Source organism: Pontibacter sp. FD36 (assembly GCF_015686655.1).
GTDB lineage: Bacteria > Bacteroidota > Bacteroidia > Cytophagales > Hymenobacteraceae > Pontibacter.
Window position 1 is genome coordinate 48,344 of record NZ_JADPMP010000006.1, and the last position, 18,726, is coordinate 67,069.

An 18,726-nucleotide genomic window follows, 5' to 3' on the forward strand; every position below is an offset into this window, starting at 1 on the left:
ATTTTATCATTTAAAAGATATTACAACATTTGCTTTTACAATCTCCCCGAAAGGTATTTGCACAGGCTCATACGTTGCCTTTTTGCCTTTTTGTTTGATTTCTTCTGTCAGGTTTATACCTGTCTCGGTTACTTCTTCCAGCTTGCCTGTTTTCTCGGTTCCGTCCTTCATTTTCAGTTTCAGGTTGCGGCCGATGTTTCGCTTAAACTGCTGCGGCTGGGTAAGTGGAAAATCCACTCCCGGTGAACTCACCTCCAGCACATAAGATACTTCCTCGCCATACGTCTCCGCGATCTTTGAATTGACGCGGCGGCTGATGGTAGCGCACTGGTCAATGGTGATGCCCTGCTCGCCATCAGCCAACACGGTTATCTTGGGGCGCACTGCCGAATCAGACACTGCTACATCTACGATGAACAGGTCACTTTCCGGAAGGCTGGCTTCCGCCATAGCGCGAATACTTTGTGCCGTTATTGCCATATTTATTTAAAGAAAATAAAGAAGGGGACCTCGCGTCCCCTCATCTCCTTGGAAATAATGTCACAAATTTACTATAAAAACATTATATAAACAACAATATGTGTTTAAGTGCGCTGTAATTATATGGTTTCTGGAGATTTCGGGCGGCATTTTTGTGGCCAGTGCCAGCTGCCGGAGGGGCTTCGGTTCTGTAACAAGCACAAGTGCTGGAAAAGTTCTGCAGATTAAAATCATTATAGCCACCGCAAGTGAATATATTCTGAAGCGTAGCTTGATATTCCTACAAGCATAATTTGTAAGTTTGCCACCGTGGCAGGTACATTCAAACAAATACGCCGGAGAATCTGGCTGATCCTGAACATCCTGGTGGTGCTTTGGCTACTGCTGGGAGTATTCAGTATGCGCATACCACCCTACGAATTCTGGCCTGCCGGCTTTGTTGCTTTCTCTCTTCCTGGCGCTTTGGTGCTTAACTTCCTGTTCTTTATCTACTGGCTGTTTAAGCGCTCGTGGTATGTGTTTCTGCCACTAGCAGTGATTGGCCTCGGCTGGAATCACTATGGCCGACTGGTATCGATCACATGGGACAAGGAGCTGCCCGAAGGTGCTAAAACCCTCGAGGTGCTAAGCTTCAATGTGCATATTTTTAACGCCTACGAAAGGATAGTGGAAGGCGTGCCGCGGGTGTCGGAAGAGATGGTGGACTGGGTCGCCACACACCCTGCCGATGTGTTCTGTTTGCAGGAGTTTTACAGCCGGGTCAATTCTACAGAGTTTAATAACTTCAACCGGATCGGTAAGAGGTATAACCGGTATGTGTTCGCCTCCACTTATCAGGGCGATCGCGTGAAGGCGGATCTAGGTATAGCTATTTTCTCAAAATACCCGATCGTGCGGGGCAATACGATACGCTTTCCGAACACACCGGAACGCAGCGCCAACCGGGCCGCCTGGGTTGACATCAATGTGAAAGGGGATACCGTCAGGGTATACGCCGTGCACCTGCAGTCGATGAGTATCAAGGCAGAGGACATCGAGAACACCTACTCCGCAATAGGCGATGAAGAGAGCTTCCGGAAGGAGAGCCGCAACCTGGCCCGTCGTTTGCGCATGGGGTTCCGGGCCAGAGCCATGCAGGTACAGCAGTTGCTCGACCATGTAAAAACATCACCTTATCCGGTTATTGTGACAGGCGATTTCAATGACATTCCGTTCAGCTATACCTACAGTCAATTAGTAGGTGAATTGAATAACTCATTTGAGAAAGCGGGCAACGGGGTAGGCGCCACTTACAACGGACCTTTACCATTCCTGCGTATTGATAATCAGTTCTTCAGTGAAGGGCTGGAGGCTTACGATTTTAAAACACATTACGAAATGCCGCTCTCCGACCACTTCCCGATCTCGGCGACCTATGTCATCAAGCCGAAAGAGGAGTAAGGGACTGACGGTATAATTTTTTAGTTTTGAACTTTGGTTGGCCACCATGGCTCACCAGGATAATCAAGTATAAACAGAAAGTATGCCCTTTGCGCATGCTGTGCATATCAATACCATGCAACACAAACTGAACCTGTATAACACGCTCACACGCAAAAGAGAACTGTTCGAACCGTTACACGCACCCTTTGTGGGAATGTATGTCTGCGGACCGACAGTGTATGGCGAGCCGCACCTGGGCCATGCCCGCAGTGCCGTTACCTTCGACGTGCTGTACCGCTACCTCAAGTACCTCGGGTATAAAGTACGCTATGTGCGCAACATCACCGACGTTGGCCACCTTGAAAACGATGCCGACGAAGGCGAAGACAAAATCCAGAAGAGAGCCAAGCTGGAGCACCTCGAGCCGATGGAGGTCGTGCAGCACTATACCAATGTGTACCAGCAGGACATGGCGACACTTAATACCAAGTCGCCTGACATAGAACCGCGTGCTTCCGGCCACATCATCGAGCAGATCCAGATGATTCAGGAAATACTCGAGAATGGTATGGCCTATGAGGTGAACGGATCGGTGTACTTTGATGTACCGGCCTATCACAAGAACAACAACTACGGGAAGCTGTCGGGTCGCATCATCGAAGACCTGCTGAGCAACACCCGTGATACAGAAGGGCAGGGGGAAAAGCGTTCACCGCTTGACTTTGCGCTTTGGAAAAAAGCATCGCCGCAGCACATCATGCGCTGGCCTTCGCCGTGGAGCGACGGCTTTCCGGGCTGGCACCTCGAGTGCTCGGCCATGAGCCGCAAGTACCTGGGCGAGACTTTTGATATTCACGGTGGCGGACTTGACCTGATGTTCCCGCACCACGAGTGCGAGATTGCGCAGAGTCAGGCCAGCCACAGCCACAGTGATGCTGCCCGTTATTGGGTGCACAACAACATGATCACTGTGAACGGACAGAAGATGGGTAAGTCGCTGGGCAACTTCATCAACCTGAGCGAGCTCTTCAGCGGCAAGCATAAAATGCTGGAGCAGGCTTACAGCCCGATGACGATTCGCTTCTTTATCCTGCAGGCGCACTACCGCAGCACACTCGACTTTAGCAACGAGGCGCTGCAGGCTGCTCAGAAAGGATACCGTAAGCTGATGAACGGCATGCGTGTGCTCGAGAAACTGGTATACCCGGAACAGCCCGGCACACCGGACGAAAAGCTGAACGAAGACCTGTTGAAATTGACGGAGGATTGCTTCCGCGGCATGAACGATGACCTGAACACGGCCCGTACCATCGCGTCACTCTTCAACCTGCTCAAGAAGATCAACAGTCTATACCTGGGGCAGTTGCAGATCGGGGCGCTGACGCGCGACACCTTCGATACCATCCGCACAACCTATACCGAACTGGTGCATGATGTGCTTGGGTTAAAAGACGAGCCGACTGCTGATATGGAAAATATGCTGGAATTGGTGCTCGGCTTTTACAAGGAGGCAAAAGAGAACAAGGCTTATGACAAAGTAGATGCCATCCGTGCCGAGCTGAAGAAGCAGGGCATCGTGATCAAGGACCTGAAAACCGGAATTGACTGGGCTTATGAAGAATAATATGAAGCTACTGGCCATCCTGTTGCTGAGCGCCATGGGACTTAACAGCTGCGACTCTTCTGAAAACGGAAGCAGTAGTGATCGTGTAGAAACTACAGAGGTGGAAGAAGCTGTAGTGCAGGCACCTGAATTTAATGCGGATTCTGCGTACAACTTTGTGGATCAGCAAGTGGCTTTCGGGCCGCGTGTGCCTAACACAGCAGCACATTACAAAACAGGGGAGTGGCTGATTGAGACGCTGCGCAGCTATGGCGCCGAGGTGCAGGTGCAGGCCTTTCAGGCACGTGCTTTTGACGGTACAATGCTCAACCTGCGCAACATTATCGGCACCATCAATCCCAATGCAACCAAGCGTGTACTGCTGGCTGCGCACTGGGACACACGACCCTTTGCCGACAAAGACGAGGAAAATCAGAACAAGCCCATCGATGGTGCCAATGACGGTGCCAGCGGTGTAGGAGTACTGCTCGAGATCGCACGTGCCATACAGGTGGCGGAGCAGAAGCCAGGTATAGGCATTGATATCATCTTCTTTGATGGAGAAGACTACGGTCAGCCTGACGAAAGCGACTACCCATACCAAAGCGATACTTGGTGCCTGGGGTCACAGTATTGGAGCAAGAACAAACACAAGCCGAATTACAAAGCGAACTACGGTATACTACTCGACATGGTAGGCGCCGAGAATGCCAAGTTTGCCCGCGAAGGCACCTCTATGCAGTATGCCCGCAACGTCGTGGACAAGGTATGGCGTGCCGGCAATCGCCTAGGATATTCCGACTACTTCAAGTATGTGAATGCTCCGGCCATTACCGACGACCATTATTACGTGAACACAGTGGCAGGTATCCGTATGATCGATATCATCGAGTATAACATGGCCAACCAGGACGATTACTTCGGGCCTTATCATCACCGCCATACCGACACGATGGACATCATCAGCAAGAACACCCTGAAGGCAGTAGGGCAGACGGTGTTGCACGTGCTGTACAACGAATAGGCTATACCTTACGAACAGAAAAGGCGCTCCTCAGAGCGCCTTTTTTATTGCCTTGTAACAGAGGGAAGCACATTGTCTTCAGCCATCTTCTGGACGGTGAGTTCAGCAAACCTGCTGGCGGCTTTTCGCAGGCTGCGGGGGCTATGTGACTTAGACTGAGCTGACCATACCAAGCGATCAGAATTGACATCGTAGAGGTTTGTTTCAAGGTAGTATACCTTGTCTTCAGTGTAATAGCCCGGGTCGTACAAAGTAGGGTACCAGTAGTTGTAGTAACCTCTGAAGCTGCCATACCATACAAAGCGCGTCATCGGGCGGTACCCCATATTGCCTGGCACGTAGCGGGTTTCGGTTTGCTCGTCGACCAGCGTGGCAGTCAGGATGGCGTCATGGCCGTCTTCCTTGATACGCTCGATGAGCAGGTTTACATCTGGTCCGGTTTTAGAGGTAGCAGATGGCGGGAACAAATCAATACTGCGGGTTGCCTGAATGCCTCTTATCTGCAACTGCGCCTGCAGGTCGTTTTCCACTTCCTGCCGGGCCAGCACGTTATCGGTAAGGGCAGCCACCACTACCCGCTGATAATTCTGTGCTTCAATTTCGGGGCTTTTCCAGGACCCCATGATCTGGGTAGAGGAGGAGCATGCCGCTATACCTGCCAACAGGAGCAGCAGCCAGGCGTTCCTGATAAGGTTGTGTTTCATATTTTTGGTGCTTAATCTGCTTATACCTAGTTTATTGTATAACGAGTAGCGACCCTTGTTAGGTTTAAGCACCCGCTTATAGCCGGAGTAATCCGTGCAGTGGTAATTCGGAAGTGCAGGGCAGGCAGTTTCAGTGCTGAAATTAGAGCAACATTTTGAGGACGGAAACGGTATGTGCAGGCAACAGCGCACTACTTGCAAGAGCAACCATGATATTATCTGAAGTATTTAAAAAGCGTTATATATTTGTCCTGCAATTCAATACGTCCCTTTTATCAAAAACAATTTAAAAAATGTCGTACGATAACATCGTTTCCTTACTTGGTTCTGAAGCGGAAAATCTGCTTCAGTATGAAAGCAAAACAATCTCTAAGGACCTGATCCATGCACCGGGTCCTGACTTTGTAGATCGTGTGTTCTCTCAGTCAAACCGTAGTCCGCAGGTATTGCGCAGCCTGCAGCAGCTTTTCAACCACGGCCGTCTGGCTGGCACAGGTTACCTGTCCATCCTGCCTGTTGACCAGGGTATTGAGCACACCGCAGGTGCTTCTTTCGCCCCGAATCCTATCTATTTCGATCCTGAGAACATTATCAAGCTAGCCATCGAAGGTGGGTGCAACGCCGTGGCTACTACCTTTGGTAACCTGGCGATGATGTCCAGAAAGTATGCGCACAAGATTCCGTTTGTGGTGAAGATCAATCACAACGAGCTGATGACCTACCCGAATAAGTATGACCAGATCATGTTCGGCTCTGTGGACGAAGCCTGGAACCTGGGTGCCACTGCCGTAGGCGCTACGATCTACTTCGGCTCAGAGGAGTCTTCCCGCCAGATCATTGAAGTGGCTGAGGCATTCGAAAGAGCGCACCAGCTGGGCATGGCCACCATTCTGTGGTGCTACACTCGCAACAACGCTTTCAAGAAAGATGGTGTGGATTACCACGTGGCCGCTGACCTGACGGCACAGGCCAACCATCTGGGTGTGACTATACAGGCCGACATCATCAAGCAGAAGCTTCCTGAAAACAACGGTGGCTTTAAGGCGATCGGCTTCGGCAAGACGCATGAGAAGATGTACTCAGAGCTTTCTTCTGACAACCCAATCGACCTGGCCCGCTATCAGGTGGCGAACTGCTACATGGGGCGTGCCGGCCTTATCAACTCTGGTGGTGAGTCCAAGGGTGAGTCGGATCTGGCAGATGCCGTGCGCACAGCTGTTATTAATAAGCGTGCAGGCGGTATGGGCTTGATATCAGGCCGTAAGGCGTTCCAGAAAGATATGAAAGTGGGAGTGGAACTGCTGAACGCAATACAGGACGTATACCTGGCCAATGATATTACACTTGCTTAATCTGTAGCAGAACTGCTGATTATTAACTAATTTTACAGCCTGCTTTGGAGTCGCTCCTTTGTGAGTAATCCGAAGCAGGCTATATTTGTGCCCAAATCTGCCCAGAGTTGGTGAAGAGAAGTATGGCAGTACAACCATTTAATGTGCGGTACGCACGACCGATACGATTATGATGCCTTGGTTTAAACGAGTAGAAAAAGGAATTATCACACCGACAGAGGAGAAAAAAGAAACTCCGGACGGCTTGTGGTTTAAGTGCCCGGATTGCAAGACAGTGACTAGCATGACTGAGCACCGCAAAAACCTGAAGACCTGCGTGAAGTGCAACTACCACGACCGTGTTGGTTCAAAGGAGTATTTCGCCATCCTGTTCGACGATAACAAGTTTACGGAGATGGACGAGGATATGACCTCGGGCGACCCGCTCAACTTTGTGGACTCCAAGCCATACCCGCAGCGCACTGCTGAGACGCAGCGCAAGACTGGTTTGAAAGATGCCGTGCGCACTGCCTATGGTAAGTCAGGTGGCAGGGACATCACCATCGCCTGTATGGACTTTGCCTACATTGGTGGCTCTATGGGATCAGTGGTGGGTGAGAAGATTGCCCGCGCCATTGACCATGCCCGCAAGACGCGCACACCTTTCATGATGATCTCCAAGTCAGGTGGCGCCCGTATGATGGAGGCTGGCTTCTCGCTGATGCAGATGGCCAAGACTTCTGCAAAACTGGCGCTTCTTTCGGAGGAGAAACTACCTTATATTTCGATGCTCACGGATCCTACCACAGGTGGTGTAACGGCATCTTATGCTATGCTGGGCGACTTCAACATTGCCGAGCCGGGTGCGTTGATCGGTTTTGCCGGTCCACGTGTTATCAAAGAAACGATTGGAAAAGACCTGCCGAAAGGATTCCAGAGTGCGGAGTTCGTACTGGAGCATGGCTTCCTGGACTTCATCGTAGACCGCAAGGAACTAAAGCAGCGCCTGGTAGACCTGCTGGGCATGATCATGCCTGCCACAGAAGAAAAAAACGGAACAGCCAAAACGCAGAAAGCCGCCAAATCGGCATAAGCGGATTGGATTAAATTAATAGAGCAGAAAAGCCTGTTAGTATTGCTGACAGGCTTTTTTGGTGGTACTCAAACACGACAAAATATAAGCTGAACGGGTGTAAACAAACTTTTTCAGTTTAGGAAAGTAATAGTTTGGGTAAAGCACAATATTGTGCCTAAGTTTGGCATTAGTATTGCGAAAGCACAAATACTAAGAATAACTAATACTACTATCAACCAAAAACCATTTTTTCAAATTTATTGCAAGACTATGAAACTAGTAAAACTATCGTTGACATCGATGCTGGCTGTAACCATGCTGTTCACTTCCTGCCAGACTACGCGTCCGACTACCTCTGGTACAGGCGACACTTCTACAACAACAGGTAACAGAACTGAAACAAACACTACCGGCGAAGAGAAGACAGGTATGAATAAAACCACTAAAGGCGGTATCATCGGAGCTGGCTCCGGCGCTGTAGTAGGTGGTATCATTGGTAACCGCATGGGCAACACAGCGGCGGGTGCCATTATAGGTGCTGCTGTAGGTGGTGCCACAGGTGCCGTGATCGGTCGCCGTATGGACAAGCAAGCTGAGGAGCTGGAGAAGAGCATGGAGAATGCTAAGATCGAGCGTGTGGGCGAGGCTATCCGTATTAACTTTGACTCGGGTATCTTATTTGCCGTGAACTCTGCTGAATTGAGCGCCAATGCCAAGAAAGACATTGATGGCCTCGTAAACACACTGCAGAAATACGAAGGCACGAACATTATCGTCGAAGGCCACACAGACAACACCGGTAGCCGTGAGCTGAACCAGGGACTGTCAGAGCGTCGTGCGCAGGCTGTTGCCAACTATGCCCGTACCCGTGGTGTAGACGCATCGCGTATGCAGGCTAAAGGCTACGCCTTTGACCAGCCGATTGCTGACAACACGACTGCGGAAGGCCGTGCGCAAAACCGCCGCGTAGAGATCATCATCATCGCAAGCGAAGAGCTGAAGAAAGCTGCTGAAAGTGGTGAGATAAAATAAGCTACAGGTATAGCACCTGTTCTGAAGCGCCTGCCAGGTATACCCGGCAGGCGCTTTTTTATGCGGTATGTTTTAACTAAAAACCGGCTAAACAGGCTGCCAGCGCCACCTACAGGCGGCTTTTGAATACTCTCCCGTTGGCTTACGTATATAGTTTGTCTAATGTAGCCGGTTTAGGTTCTTTAGCAACATGCTGGTTAGTAGCAACTTGTGGCAGGTGCTCTGTTCAACTGCTATATCCGGATACAACATTTTAACTCATTTAGAGTATTAAGGGCTTAATCTGACAACTATAATTGAAAATTAAAAAACAAGAACATGAAACATATTAGAATTTATTTCCTGGCTTTAGCCGTAATCGGATTCTTATTTACATCTTGTAATGCCAGTCGTACGGCCAAAGGCGGTGCCATCGGTGCTGGTGGCGGTGCCGTAGTAGGTGGTGTGATTGGTAAAGTAGCTGGTAACACAGCGGCGGGTGCCATTATAGGTGCTGCCGTGGGTGGTACGGCAGGTGCCCTGATTGGTCGCCGTATGGATAAGCAAGCCGAAGAGCTGCGTCGTGACCTGGAGAACGCTAAAGTAGAGCGTGTAGGTGAGGGTATCAAAATCACCTTCGACTCAGGTATTCTCTTCGATGTAAACTCTGCTGAGCTTCGCCCAAATGCGCAGGCTGACATCCAGAAACTGGCAACGACGCTGAAGAAGTACGAAGATACGAATATCATCATCGAAGGCCACACCGACAACACCGGTAGCCGTGAGTTGAACCAGCGTCTGTCAGAGCGACGTGCTGAGTCTGTTGCGGGCTATGCTACCCAGCAGGGGGTTGCCCGTAACCGTATCACAACGCAAGGTTGGGCATTTGACCATCCGGTAGCCGACAACTCTACAGCATCCGGCCGTCAGGCAAACCGTCGCGTAGAGATCGCGATCTTTGCAAACGAGAAAATGAAGAAAGCTGCAGAACGCGGTGACCTGTAATTAATAAAGAACTTACAGAAAAGCCGGCCATACCACTCAGGTATAGCCGGCTTTTTTTGTGATTAGTTTCTGTTAGCTGACGGGGCTGTGCGCTTGCGGAGCACAATGGCAAACCCGATGGCAATACTGGCTCCCAGAAAGGCGAGTACCATGTCCTTTTGTGCGTCCCAGATATCACCCTGCATACCCAAATAAGCCATACCTTGCTCATCTCCATCGTACACGATGTCCGCCACGATCCACTCCACGATTTCATAAACGGCGCTCAGCGACAGAACGAGCGACAGCGTGAGCACACTGCTCAGGAACACACTCAGGCTAAGACCACGCCTCGCTATTTCATAAATGGGATATGTGAGTAGTAAGCCAAAGCCAAAGTGCACGATGCGATCGTAGTGGTTGCGCTGGAAATTAAACTGCTCTTTCATCCACTCACCAAAGGGGTTGTCGGCATACTGGTAGTAACTGCCATACACGTGCAGCATCATGAACAGGAAAACTAAGGTATAGCTGGTGTCGGTGAAGCGGAAAATATTGTAAAAGGCAGCCAGTAAGATGACGACAGAGAGTGTAAGGGAATTCTCGAGGAGCCAATTGAGCAGATCAGGTGTGGTAAAGCCTGTATACGCCAGGAAAGCTATGAAAATACCCATGTAGGCCATGTGCAGTGGCCTGCGCATGAAAGGCAGCTTATGCTTAGAGCGAAAAGTCATTATGAACGTCATGTGCCAACTGGTTTTGTGCAGTATTGCAGCATTAACCTAAAATTGATACACATGTTTTGCCTAATTAGATACAAGCTTTCCGAAATGCTTTAAGCCAAAAGGTCTTTTTGGTAAAACACCAGCCTGATTGGGTTGTCCCCCGGGTTCTGGGTGGGGTCACAGTGGTAGCCAAACATCTCTACGCCGTTCATGTAGGGGAGCAGCTTTTTGTAAAAGGTATGGCCCGTGTTTTCGGGGTTGAAGGTAATGTCGTGGTACACGCAGGTAGGCAGCGAAGGCATGCGACTCAGTTTGTCAAAAAGCACATCGGGCTTGCCAAGATCGCCTGAGTACACGATGCGGTTTTCTTCCTCTTCAAAAATGTAGGCAAATGACTGAAGTCCCTCTGAGTGCAAACCATAGGTATCAACGGCCTCTATACCTTCAAAGTGGTCAAGCGGAACGAACTCGGCGTATTTGTCAGGGTTCTTCACCTGGATTTTCAGGAACTCGTAAACCTGCGCTTTGAACTGGTCTGTTGGGTACAGGATGGTTGGCTTTGGAGCTTTTTCTACCACATGCTTGTGCAGCAGCAGATTGGCCAGACTGCCGCAGTGGTCATTGTGCAGGTGCGTAAGCAGAATATAACCCACCCGATGCAGCAGGTTTTTGTGCACCAGCGTCTGGTATGTTGTAAAGCCACAGTCAATCAATACACACTTTTCCCGCACCGTCACTAAAGCGGCAGAGTTCAGATAATCGATGTCAAAGGCACCCCCTGTTCCTAAGAATTTAATTTGCATAGAATGAAAGCTAATGCCGTTTTGGGCTAAGACTACAGGTATAGCGGTAATTGAAACAATTTGTTCTGATATATTACAATTTTTCTAAATAAATGTTCTAACACGTACTTTGGTGATAATAACCTTATTATCGGCAGTAACGCCATTTGTATAAAACCGTTAATTATTACCGGGCTAAACCTGGCAAGAAATGGAAGGATACGAATTACCGGCCGAAGAAAAAATAGTGATAACGCACGAACTGCTGAATCAGGAGTACAAACGCTTGGAGCTTGACCCACGCCGCAGTCATATGCATGAGTTGATCTCGACTATGCTCTCGCACCGCACCAACCACGCCGATGAGCAGAAGGCCTACTATACCATGCTGGAGCGCTTCGGAGACTGGGAGGGTGTATTGAACGCCCCGGAGGATGAACTTGCTGATGCGGTTAGCACGACCCGTTACCCATTGCAGAAAGCCCCGCAGATACAGCAGACGCTACGCATGATCAAAGAGGATAGAGGGGAGATAAACATCGACTTTTTAGAAGATCTGCCCATAGACGAAGCCATGGCCTGGCTGACGCGATTGCCCGGCGTAGGTCCTAAAACAGCCACCTTGCTGCTGCTATTCAACTTTAAGAAACCTGTGCTGCCTGTGGATACACATGTGTTTCGGGTGAGTCAGCGGGTGGGCCTTATTGGTGCTAAAGTCACTGCTAACAAAGCACATGATATTCTTCTGGAAATGCTCCCCAAAGATGCTAACGAACTGTTTAACTTTCACAAGCACCTGTTCTGGCACGGACAAAAGGTCTGTACCTGGTCCTATCCAAAGTGTGAGAAATGCGTGCTGAACGGGATTTGCAACTATTACAGCCAGGTAAGAGCCAAAGGAATTGATAAGGCGGCGTAAGGAGAACTTATAATTGAAGTTTCATCATGATGTCTGTCTGCTCGTCATCACCTAATTTGAAAACATGTTTGTCAAACTCAACGAACCCATTTTTCTTGTAGAAGTTGATGGCTCTTGGATTTTCTTCCCATACACCTAACCAAACATAGTCGGCATTCATCTGCCTTGCTATTTGGATGGCGTGTTCATAAAGTGCTTCTCCCACACCTTTCCCAAGATATTCTTTTAGCGCATAGATCCTCTCAATTTCCAGGGCTCTGTCGTCTTTCAACTCTGTCTGGGCCTGGCCAGTATTTAGCTTTAAGTAACCAACTATTTTATCATTAATTGTCGCGAAGTAGAATTGAGAGTTACTGTCATGGAGTTCAGCGGTCAGTTTCTCAACAGAAAGTTCTTCCTCCAGATACTTGTTCATATTCTCTTCTGTGTTGCCAGTTGAGAATGTCTCAAAGAATGTTTGTCTGCTGATTGCTTGCAGTTGGTGGATGTTGTCTAGCGTAACTTTTCTTAAAGCGATGTTATTCATGCTGGTTTAGGAAGGGGATAGTGTTGTATAGAAAGTGAGTTTTACACAGCCGATGCTCCGTTTTGGACTGACCTGGTAATTTGCTCTAATCCTAATCAGCCTCTTTCTCCCTGACGAAGTATATTCTGTAAATCAGGGCCACAAGAGCAATGAAGAACGACACTTGTGCAGCGGTCTTGTTAAATTCTATTGCTTTACAAAGATTAGCTCCGGTGACCGTGGATATGCATTCCTCTGGAGAGTTAGTTTCGTATTTGAGGCTTACCATAGAGTTCACCACTCCAAATGTGAAGACAAATGAAGCAATAAGTAGCGCAGCGATAAGGAGATTAAGCCACTTCTTCACATTTATCTATTAAACCTTGGTTATTAATGCATGAAAACGGGTTTTCTATATTAATCGCAAGCGCCGGACTATCATATCAACCACTTCTTCTTCCTGTGCCCTGTAGATGGTATGGAACCATAGATGAGCAACAACCCATAATCCTGGTAGAAACAGATAAAACCATAGAGATTCGCCCTGAACTATTACAATCACGGTGATAATCAAAAATATAATTCCAATAAAGAAATGTTCGATACGCGGTGTCGTTTTAAACTGTACCTGTTGGTAATCCTTATTGATTTCAGCAACAGAGGCAGTCACGCTTATCCCCGTTGCTTGTCTCGTCATTCCCGTTACTACCAAAGTGCCCATTGAAAAGCAAGGGGTTAAGCTGTATAACTGCCTGCCAATCTTCCTAACTTGAGGCTCTTTAGAGGACAGTAGAAACTGTTCGAGATCCTGAGCAGTTCCAGAGAAGACATACTCTTCATTCAACCTTAACTTCTTAATGAGACTCATTACTATACTACTCTAGCAATACTCTAACCTTACCTCATTCTCCTCAACTTCCAGCCTTGCTCTTCTCCCGCAGACCAGCGCCAGATTATCCGGTTCGTGGCCGGTTGGGAAGCCGTAGCAAACTGGGTAGTTATACTTGCCGGTGTGTTCGGCGATGATCTCGTAAGCGTCTTTGCCAAAAGGTATAGCATTGTCTTTCATGTCGCTGAAGTGGCCGACAATCAGGCCTGCCAGGTCTTTTAACTTACCAGCACGGTCGAGGTGCACCATCATACGGTCGATGCTGTAGAGGTACTCGTCCACATCTTCCAGAAACAGAATCTTGCCCTTGGTCGTGAAATCGGAGCTGGTGCCGGAGACGTTATGCAGGAGCGCCAGGTTACCACCGATCAGCTGCCCTTCGGCTATACCTGTGCGGTTGAAGGCATGGGGGGCGGTGCTATAGCTAAGTTCCTCGCCGAAGAGCACACGACGCAGGCTGTCCAGCGCCTCTTCTGTTCCTTTCGGGAAGAGCAAGGGCATAATCCCGTGCACGCTTTCTATACCTAGGCTGTGGATGTGGCAAAGGAGAGAGGTAATATCGCTGAAGCCAACCACCCACTTTGGGTGCTTCTGAAAATGACTGAAATCTACCTGATCGAGAATGCGGGTGGTGCCGTAACCGCCACGGGCACAAATGATCGCCTTGATATCAGGGCGGTCGAGGGCCTGCTGCAGGTCCTGCAGGCGCAGCGCATCGTCGCCGGCAAACACACCATATTGTGCTCCTACTGTAGGGCCAACTTCTACTTCCAGTCCCCAGCCTTTGAGTATGTCGATGGCGGCAGCTATTTCTTCGTGGCTGATAAGTCGGGCGGTAGCGATGATGGCGATTTTGTCGCCGGGCTGTAGTGGTGTGATCATGGGTAAAGCAATTTTTGATGATAAACGAAGGTATGGCTTTTTGTTAAAATTTGCGAGGCTGCAAAATTTTGGGCAATTTCGGAACCCCGTTTGCTATGGCCTTGACTGCCCGGCACCTGTACCTGCACAGGCGCTGTGTGGGCGGGAACCTTAAACCAACCTTTTTATGACCCAAATCAAGAAAAAAAAGTCAGGAATTGACAAGTTCCTATCCATAGTGGAGCGCATCGGCAACGCCCTGCCGCACCCAGCCACGCTGTTTGCAGGCTTCGCGCTGCTCGTGATCATCCTGTCGTGGGTAGCCAGTTTGTTCGATCTGGCGGTGACGCACCCGGGCACAGGCAAGATCATAACACCGGTTAACCTGCTCTCTACCGAAGGCCTGCACATGATCCTGACCCGCATGGTGACCAACTTCACTGACTTCGCCCCGCTGGGTACGGTACTTGTTTCCTTGCTAGGTATAGGTATAGCCGAGGGCACCGGCCTGATTGGTGCGGTACTGCGTCTGGTGGTGCTTTCATCGCCAAAGCGACTGCTCACCTTCGTGATCGTGTTTGCGGGTGTTATCTCCAACACGGCTTCTGAAGTGGGTTACGTGCTGCTGGTGCCACTGGCGGCGGTGATCTTCTTGGCGGCCGGCCGTAATCCGCTGGCTGGTCTGGCGGCTGCTTTTGCGGGTGTATCTGGTGGCTACAGTGCCAACCTGCTGCTGGGTACTATCGACCCACTGTTGGCTGGTCTGTCTACAGAGGCGGCCCGCATCATTGATGCCGACTATACTGTGAATCCGGCGGCCAACTATTACTTCATGTTCGTTTCTACCTTCCTGGTGGCTGGTTTGGGTACCTGGGTGACCGAAAAAATAGTGATACCGAGGCTGGGCGAGTACAACGGCGACGAAAAGCCACAGAGTATCGATCGTCTGAACAGTCAGGAGAAGCGTGGTCTGCTTTACGCCTCCCTCGCCATTTTGGCCTCCATTGCCTTTGTATTGGGTGGTTTGTTGCCGGAGGATGGCTACCTGCGCAACCCGGAGACGGGTGAGATACTTAACTCGCCATTCATGTCAGGTATAGTGGCCTTCATTTTCCTGCTTTCGGCTATTGGTGGTATCGCCTATGGTATAGGCGCCAAAACTATCAAAAACGACAGCGACGTAATGCGTGGCATGTCCAAGTCAATGGAGACGCTGGGTTCTTACATTGTGCTTGTGTTCTTTGCGGCGCAGTTCGTAGCCTACTTTAACTGGACCAACTTGGGTCTGATTCTGGCAATTAACGGGGCTGATGTGCTGCAGACTATGGGCCTGAGTGAGATTCCGCTGATGATCATGTTCATCCTGGTGGCGGCTGTGATCAACCTCGTGATGGGCTCTGCCTCGGCTAAGTGGGCGATCATGGCGCCGGTATTCATTCCGATGTTTATGCTGCTGGGTTATTCGCCGGAGTTCACGCAGGTGGCCTACCGCATCGGTGACAGCGTAACCAATATTATCTCGCCGATGATGTCGTACTTCGCCCTGATCGTGGCATTTATACAGCGCTATGACAAGAACGCAGGTATAGGCACTGTAATCTCGACGATGCTTCCTTACTCAATCGTTTTCTTTATCGGCTGGGTGGTACTGCTGATTATCTGGATTATGATTGGTCTGCCAATAGGTCCGGGTGCCGAGATGTACATAACGCAGCCTTAACAGGTATGCGACAAAACAGAACAGCCGGTGCGGGATATACCTGCACCGGCTGTTCTGTTTTGAAGTAGCTTGATTGCTGAACTAAAGGCTATACATTAAAACAGCTTCAGTCCCAAACTCAGCAGGATCTGTTCATTAGCCAGGTCATAGTTACTCTGTATAGACGGATCTGAGTAATTGCGATTGATGCGCTCGTAACGCACATCTACGGTCAGGCGCTGTATATCGAGGCCTATACCTGCCTGGTAGCCCCAGTCAGAGCCTGACATAAAACTCTTGATACTCTGTCCCTCCTGGCGTGCGCTCAATAGATTGGAGGCGACCGGACCTGCCTGTATACGAACCAGGTTGGCAATGCTTATACCTGCCATAATGGGCACATCGAGCCGGTTAAATTTGATGTCGGATACACGGTTTGTAATGGAGGTGTTGGGATTAGATTCCAGTCGTCCGCCGGTTTGCGTGAAAATAGCTTCAGGCTGTATAAAAAAGCCCAGAATGTTGACGCGGGCAAAAGCACCGGCATGGTAACTGGTTACAGATTCCTTGTTGGCGTACTCAGCGGGGTTGCTGGTGACATCATGCACACTCACACTAGAGGAACCCACGCCAGCTTTCAGACCTCCGGTTAAAAACTGTGCCTGTGCCGCCGTACTCAGGGCAACAAGCGCAAATATAGTTAGCACTAAATTTTTCATAGCTATTAGATTAGTTTCAAATTTTTATACCGAAGCCAAATCGGCACAGGTATAACGAATGATCAATAGCTTTTTAGTACGTAACCATGTAAATATAGGGTATACAGTATTAAATTATGGTACTATTCCTTTGTTTTGCTGGCTGTTAATGTAGGCTGTGATCTCATGATCCAGTCATTCCATCAGGTATAACCTTCGGATTAATCAGGTTATCCTTCTACACTTAGTATAGCCGTAGCCTCAATTTCCACGAGTTGCTCCGGCTTGATTAGTGCCCGCACTTCTACCATGGTTGAGGCTGGCTTGATATCTCTGAAAAACTCACCGTGAGCACGACCGACCGCCTCCCATTGGCTAATGTCGGTCACATAGATGCGGGTTCGCACCACCTGCTGCATTGTAGCGCCGGCTTCTTGAAGCGCCTTTTCTATCTTTTGGAGGATATACCGGGTCTGCTCGTAAGCATCGCCTATACCGATCACCTGATCGCCTTCAGTAGCTGTAGTGCCCGCCACCTCCACTATATTGCCAACACGCACAGCACGGCTATACCCAATACTGTCTTCCCACACAGCGCCAGAAGAAATGTTTTGTCTTTTCATAGAACATAGAAAGTTAAAGAGTTAGAAAGGTATACCGTCGTAGGGACAGGTGGCGACCCCATGCCGTCAGCTTAAGGAATATGGGAAAGCTGATTCGGATATATTTGTCCGAATCTAAACTGCTGCGGGTCTCCAGACCCGCGTATGCCGACACACGTGGATTAGGAAATCCCCTAATGTCTACTTTCAGATTGATAAATCCGAAAGAGCTCTCCCTTAAGTTGACCACATTGGGGCGCGACCTGCCCGAATCGTACACCTGGCAATCAACAATTTAAAGATAAAAGCCATTTAACCAACAGCCCTTAAAGAAACGATGTATTATCAGGAATTTCAGCATCCAACCCGCTTCTATACCTGATACTCCGGTAGAATCCTTAATTTTGAGTGAACAACTCTCTACCAGATGCGCCTGAGATCGAAACCTGTGCTTTGCAACTATTACGTTACCTACCGCTGTAACGCAAAGTGCTCGTTTTGTGATATCTGGGAGAAGCCTTCGCCTTACATTACGTTGGAGGACGTTGAGAAAAACCTGCGTGATCTGAAGCAACTGGGAGTGCAGGTGATCGACTTTACGGGCGGCGAGCCTTTGCTGCACCGCCAGATCGATCAGATGCTGGGCATGGCACACGACATGGGCTTCATCACCACGCTCACTACCAACGGTATGCTATACCCTAAGCTGGCGGAACGCCTTAAGGGTAAGATCGACATGCTGCACTTCTCGCTAGACTCGGCACATAAGGAGGAACACGACACTGGTCGGGGTGTGGCCTGCTATGATTTTGTGATGGAATCGATACAGGTGGCAAAACGGCTGGGCGAGCGACCGGATATTCTTTTCACAGTATTCCGACACAATCTGGACCAGCTCGAAGAGGTATACCGGACCATTACGCAGCCCAACAAGCTGATGCTGATCATCAACCCGGCCTTTGAGTACAATGAGGTGGCAGTAGGAGAGCAGCTTACAGAGGAAGAACTGGACTACCTGACAGCTTTTGGAAAGCGCAAGGGCGTATACATGAACGAGGGCTTTGTGCAGCTGCGCCGCGACGGAGGAAATAAGGTAGCAGATCCGGTTTGCAAAGCAGCCAGCACCACGTTGGTCATCTCACCTGAAAATGAACTCGTACTGCCCTGCTATCACCTGGGCACCAAAAGCTTCCCGATTCAGGGCAAATTGGAAGAGCTATACCTGAGCCAGGAGGTGGAGGAACTGAAGCAGTTAGAGGGACGATTGCCGGCCTGCGAGGGCTGCACCATCAACTGCTACATGCAACCCAGCTTTGCCGTAGAAATAAACAAGTACTTCTGGAAGGCCCTGCCCAGTACCCTCAAATACAACCTGAGCAAAGGGACGTGGAAGCGTCTTTTGAAATCATAAA

General features: G+C 49.5%; 20 protein-coding genes. 10 read left to right on the plus strand and 10 right to left on the minus strand.

Annotated elements, in window-relative coordinates; genetic code table 11:
* Window positions 1-6: 6 nt before the first annotated feature.
* A complete protein-coding gene (gene rimP / locus I0P70_RS09525; RefSeq protein WP_230392099.1) occupies window positions 7-480 on the minus strand; it encodes a ribosome maturation factor RimP in 474 nt (157 codons plus the stop codon).
* Window positions 481-789: 309 nt separating this feature from the next.
* On the opposite strand from rimP, the gene I0P70_RS09530 reads away from it, so the two are divergent.
* The 3 genes from I0P70_RS09530 to I0P70_RS09540 all read left to right on the plus strand — a co-directional run bounded on the left by I0P70_RS09530 (window position 790) and on the right by I0P70_RS09540 (window position 4,529).
* Window positions 790-1,920 (plus strand): endonuclease/exonuclease/phosphatase family protein, encoded by a 1,131-nt coding sequence (locus I0P70_RS09530; RefSeq protein ID WP_196117106.1) that lies wholly within the window; start codon window positions 790-792, stop codon window positions 1,918-1,920.
* Window positions 1,921-2,035: 115 nt separating this feature from the next.
* A complete protein-coding gene (gene cysS / locus I0P70_RS09535; RefSeq protein ID WP_196117109.1) occupies window positions 2,036-3,526 on the plus strand; it encodes a cysteine--tRNA ligase in 1,491 nt (496 codons plus the stop codon).
* Window positions 3,516-4,529 (plus strand): M28 family peptidase, encoded by a 1,014-nt coding sequence (locus I0P70_RS09540; protein ID WP_196117111.1) that lies wholly within the window; start codon window positions 3,516-3,518, stop codon window positions 4,527-4,529. The genes cysS and I0P70_RS09540 overlap by 11 nt, the downstream gene beginning before the upstream one ends.
* Window positions 4,530-4,573: 44 nt before the next feature.
* On the opposite strand, the gene I0P70_RS09545 is transcribed toward I0P70_RS09540, so the two are convergent.
* Complete coding sequence (locus tag I0P70_RS09545; protein WP_196117113.1) at window positions 4,574-5,233, minus strand: hypothetical protein; 660 nt, start codon at window positions 5,231-5,233, stop codon at window positions 4,574-4,576.
* A gap of 293 nt (window positions 5,234-5,526) precedes the next feature.
* Between I0P70_RS09545 and I0P70_RS09550 the strand changes: the two genes are divergently transcribed.
* The 4 genes from I0P70_RS09550 to I0P70_RS09565 all read left to right on the plus strand — a co-directional run bounded on the left by I0P70_RS09550 (window position 5,527) and on the right by I0P70_RS09565 (window position 9,655).
* Window positions 5,527-6,585, plus strand: a complete 1,059-nt coding sequence (locus I0P70_RS09550) for a class I fructose-bisphosphate aldolase (protein WP_196117115.1) — start codon at window positions 5,527-5,529, stop codon at window positions 6,583-6,585.
* A gap of 172 nt (window positions 6,586-6,757) precedes the next feature.
* Window positions 6,758-7,657: an acetyl-CoA carboxylase, carboxyltransferase subunit beta gene (accD, locus tag I0P70_RS09555; RefSeq protein WP_196117525.1), complete on the plus strand. Its 900-nt coding sequence runs from the start codon at window positions 6,758-6,760 to the stop codon at window positions 7,655-7,657.
* 252 nt (window positions 7,658-7,909) lie between these two features.
* Window positions 7,910-8,671, plus strand: coding sequence for an OmpA family protein (locus tag I0P70_RS09560; protein ID WP_230392100.1), 762 nt, complete (start codon window positions 7,910-7,912; stop codon window positions 8,669-8,671).
* 318 nt (window positions 8,672-8,989) lie between these two features.
* Window positions 8,990-9,655, plus strand: a complete 666-nt coding sequence (locus I0P70_RS09565; protein ID WP_076422921.1) for an OmpA family protein — start codon at window positions 8,990-8,992, stop codon at window positions 9,653-9,655.
* A gap of 62 nt (window positions 9,656-9,717) precedes the next feature.
* Here the strand turns inward: I0P70_RS09565 and I0P70_RS09570 are convergent, their stop codons facing one another.
* Both I0P70_RS09570 and I0P70_RS09575 read right to left on the minus strand, forming a co-directional pair.
* Complete coding sequence (locus I0P70_RS09570) at window positions 9,718-10,380, minus strand: DUF2238 domain-containing protein (protein ID WP_230392101.1); 663 nt, start codon at window positions 10,378-10,380, stop codon at window positions 9,718-9,720.
* 89 nt (window positions 10,381-10,469) lie between these two features.
* On the minus strand, window positions 10,470-11,162 hold the full coding sequence (locus tag I0P70_RS09575) for an MBL fold metallo-hydrolase (RefSeq protein ID WP_196117117.1): 693 nt from the start codon (window positions 11,160-11,162) through the stop codon (window positions 10,470-10,472).
* A 190-nt stretch (window positions 11,163-11,352) separates the two neighbouring features.
* Between I0P70_RS09575 and nth the strand changes: the two genes are divergently transcribed.
* The gene (gene nth, locus I0P70_RS09580; RefSeq protein WP_196117119.1) at window positions 11,353-12,060 is read left to right on the plus strand and encodes an endonuclease III; all 708 of its coding nucleotides are present in this window, start codon (window positions 11,353-11,355) and stop codon (window positions 12,058-12,060) included.
* Between the two features lie 7 nt (window positions 12,061-12,067).
* Here nth and I0P70_RS09585 read toward each other — a convergent pair whose 3' ends face one another.
* The 4 genes from I0P70_RS09585 to I0P70_RS09600 form a co-directional block, all read right to left on the minus strand.
* Window positions 12,068-12,586, minus strand: coding sequence for a GNAT family N-acetyltransferase (locus I0P70_RS09585; RefSeq protein ID WP_196117121.1), 519 nt, complete (start codon window positions 12,584-12,586; stop codon window positions 12,068-12,070).
* A 91-nt stretch (window positions 12,587-12,677) separates the two neighbouring features.
* Entirely contained in the window at window positions 12,678-12,932 is a 255-nt protein-coding gene (locus I0P70_RS09590; RefSeq protein ID WP_196117123.1) for a hypothetical protein, read from the minus strand.
* A 45-nt stretch (window positions 12,933-12,977) separates the two neighbouring features.
* A complete protein-coding gene (locus tag I0P70_RS09595) occupies window positions 12,978-13,433 on the minus strand; it encodes a hypothetical protein (RefSeq protein WP_196117129.1) in 456 nt (151 codons plus the stop codon).
* 12 nt (window positions 13,434-13,445) lie between these two features.
* Entirely contained in the window at window positions 13,446-14,336 is an 891-nt protein-coding gene (locus tag I0P70_RS09600; RefSeq protein ID WP_196117132.1) for an LD-carboxypeptidase, read from the minus strand.
* Window positions 14,337-14,502: 166 nt separating this feature from the next.
* On the opposite strand from I0P70_RS09600, the gene I0P70_RS09605 reads away from it, so the two are divergent.
* Window positions 14,503-16,035, plus strand: coding sequence for an AbgT family transporter (locus I0P70_RS09605; protein ID WP_196117134.1), 1,533 nt, complete (start codon window positions 14,503-14,505; stop codon window positions 16,033-16,035).
* 95 nt (window positions 16,036-16,130) lie between these two features.
* Here I0P70_RS09605 and I0P70_RS09610 read toward each other — a convergent pair whose 3' ends face one another.
* Together I0P70_RS09610 and I0P70_RS09615 are read right to left on the minus strand one after the other, a co-directional pair.
* Window positions 16,131-16,733, minus strand: coding sequence for an outer membrane beta-barrel protein (locus tag I0P70_RS09610; RefSeq protein ID WP_196117136.1), 603 nt, complete (start codon window positions 16,731-16,733; stop codon window positions 16,131-16,133).
* A gap of 209 nt (window positions 16,734-16,942) precedes the next feature.
* On the minus strand, window positions 16,943-17,335 hold the full coding sequence (locus I0P70_RS09615) for a RidA family protein (RefSeq protein WP_196117139.1): 393 nt from the start codon (window positions 17,333-17,335) through the stop codon (window positions 16,943-16,945).
* A 406-nt stretch (window positions 17,336-17,741) separates the two neighbouring features.
* Here I0P70_RS09615 and I0P70_RS09620 point away from each other — a divergent pair, with 406 nt between their 5' ends.
* Window positions 17,742-18,725 carry a radical SAM protein gene (locus I0P70_RS09620; protein ID WP_196117141.1) on the plus strand — a complete coding sequence of 328 codons (984 nt, stop codon included), beginning with the start codon at window positions 17,742-17,744 and terminating at the stop codon, window positions 18,723-18,725.
* Window position 18,726: the final 1 nt, after the last annotated feature.

Coding starts and splice junctions, on each gene's coding strand:
- I0P70_RS09610 (WP_196117136.1), bottom strand. CDS start 16,733: ATGAAAAATTTAGTGCTAACTATATTTGCGCTTGTTGCCCTGAGTACG.
- accD (WP_196117525.1), top strand. CDS start 6,758: ATGCCTTGGTTTAAACGAGTAGAAAAAGGAATTATCACACCGACAGAG.
- I0P70_RS09600 (WP_196117132.1), bottom strand. CDS start 14,336: ATGATCACACCACTACAGCCCGGCGACAAAATCGCCATCATCGCTACC.
- cysS (WP_196117109.1), top strand. CDS start 2,036: ATGCAACACAAACTGAACCTGTATAACACGCTCACACGCAAAAGAGAA.
- I0P70_RS09585 (WP_196117121.1), bottom strand. CDS start 12,586: ATGAATAACATCGCTTTAAGAAAAGTTACGCTAGACAACATCCACCAA.
- I0P70_RS09550 (WP_196117115.1), top strand. CDS start 5,527: ATGTCGTACGATAACATCGTTTCCTTACTTGGTTCTGAAGCGGAAAAT.
- I0P70_RS09565 (WP_076422921.1), top strand. CDS start 8,990: ATGAAACATATTAGAATTTATTTCCTGGCTTTAGCCGTAATCGGATTC.
- I0P70_RS09570 (WP_230392101.1), bottom strand. CDS start 10,380: ATGACGTTCATAATGACTTTTCGCTCTAAGCATAAGCTGCCTTTCATG.
- I0P70_RS09545 (WP_196117113.1), bottom strand. CDS start 5,233: ATGAAACACAACCTTATCAGGAACGCCTGGCTGCTGCTCCTGTTGGCA.
- I0P70_RS09575 (WP_196117117.1), bottom strand. CDS start 11,162: ATGCAAATTAAATTCTTAGGAACAGGGGGTGCCTTTGACATCGATTAT.
- rimP (WP_230392099.1), bottom strand. CDS start 480: ATGGCAATAACGGCACAAAGTATTCGCGCTATGGCGGAAGCCAGCCTT.
- I0P70_RS09560 (WP_230392100.1), top strand. CDS start 7,910: ATGAAACTAGTAAAACTATCGTTGACATCGATGCTGGCTGTAACCATG.
- I0P70_RS09540 (WP_196117111.1), top strand. CDS start 3,516: ATGAAGAATAATATGAAGCTACTGGCCATCCTGTTGCTGAGCGCCATG.
- I0P70_RS09615 (WP_196117139.1), bottom strand. CDS start 17,335: ATGAAAAGACAAAACATTTCTTCTGGCGCTGTGTGGGAAGACAGTATT.
- I0P70_RS09595 (WP_196117129.1), bottom strand. CDS start 13,433: ATGAGTCTCATTAAGAAGTTAAGGTTGAATGAAGAGTATGTCTTCTCT.
- I0P70_RS09605 (WP_196117134.1), top strand. CDS start 14,503: ATGACCCAAATCAAGAAAAAAAAGTCAGGAATTGACAAGTTCCTATCC.
- nth (WP_196117119.1), top strand. CDS start 11,353: ATGGAAGGATACGAATTACCGGCCGAAGAAAAAATAGTGATAACGCAC.
- I0P70_RS09620 (WP_196117141.1), top strand. CDS start 17,742: ATGCGCCTGAGATCGAAACCTGTGCTTTGCAACTATTACGTTACCTAC.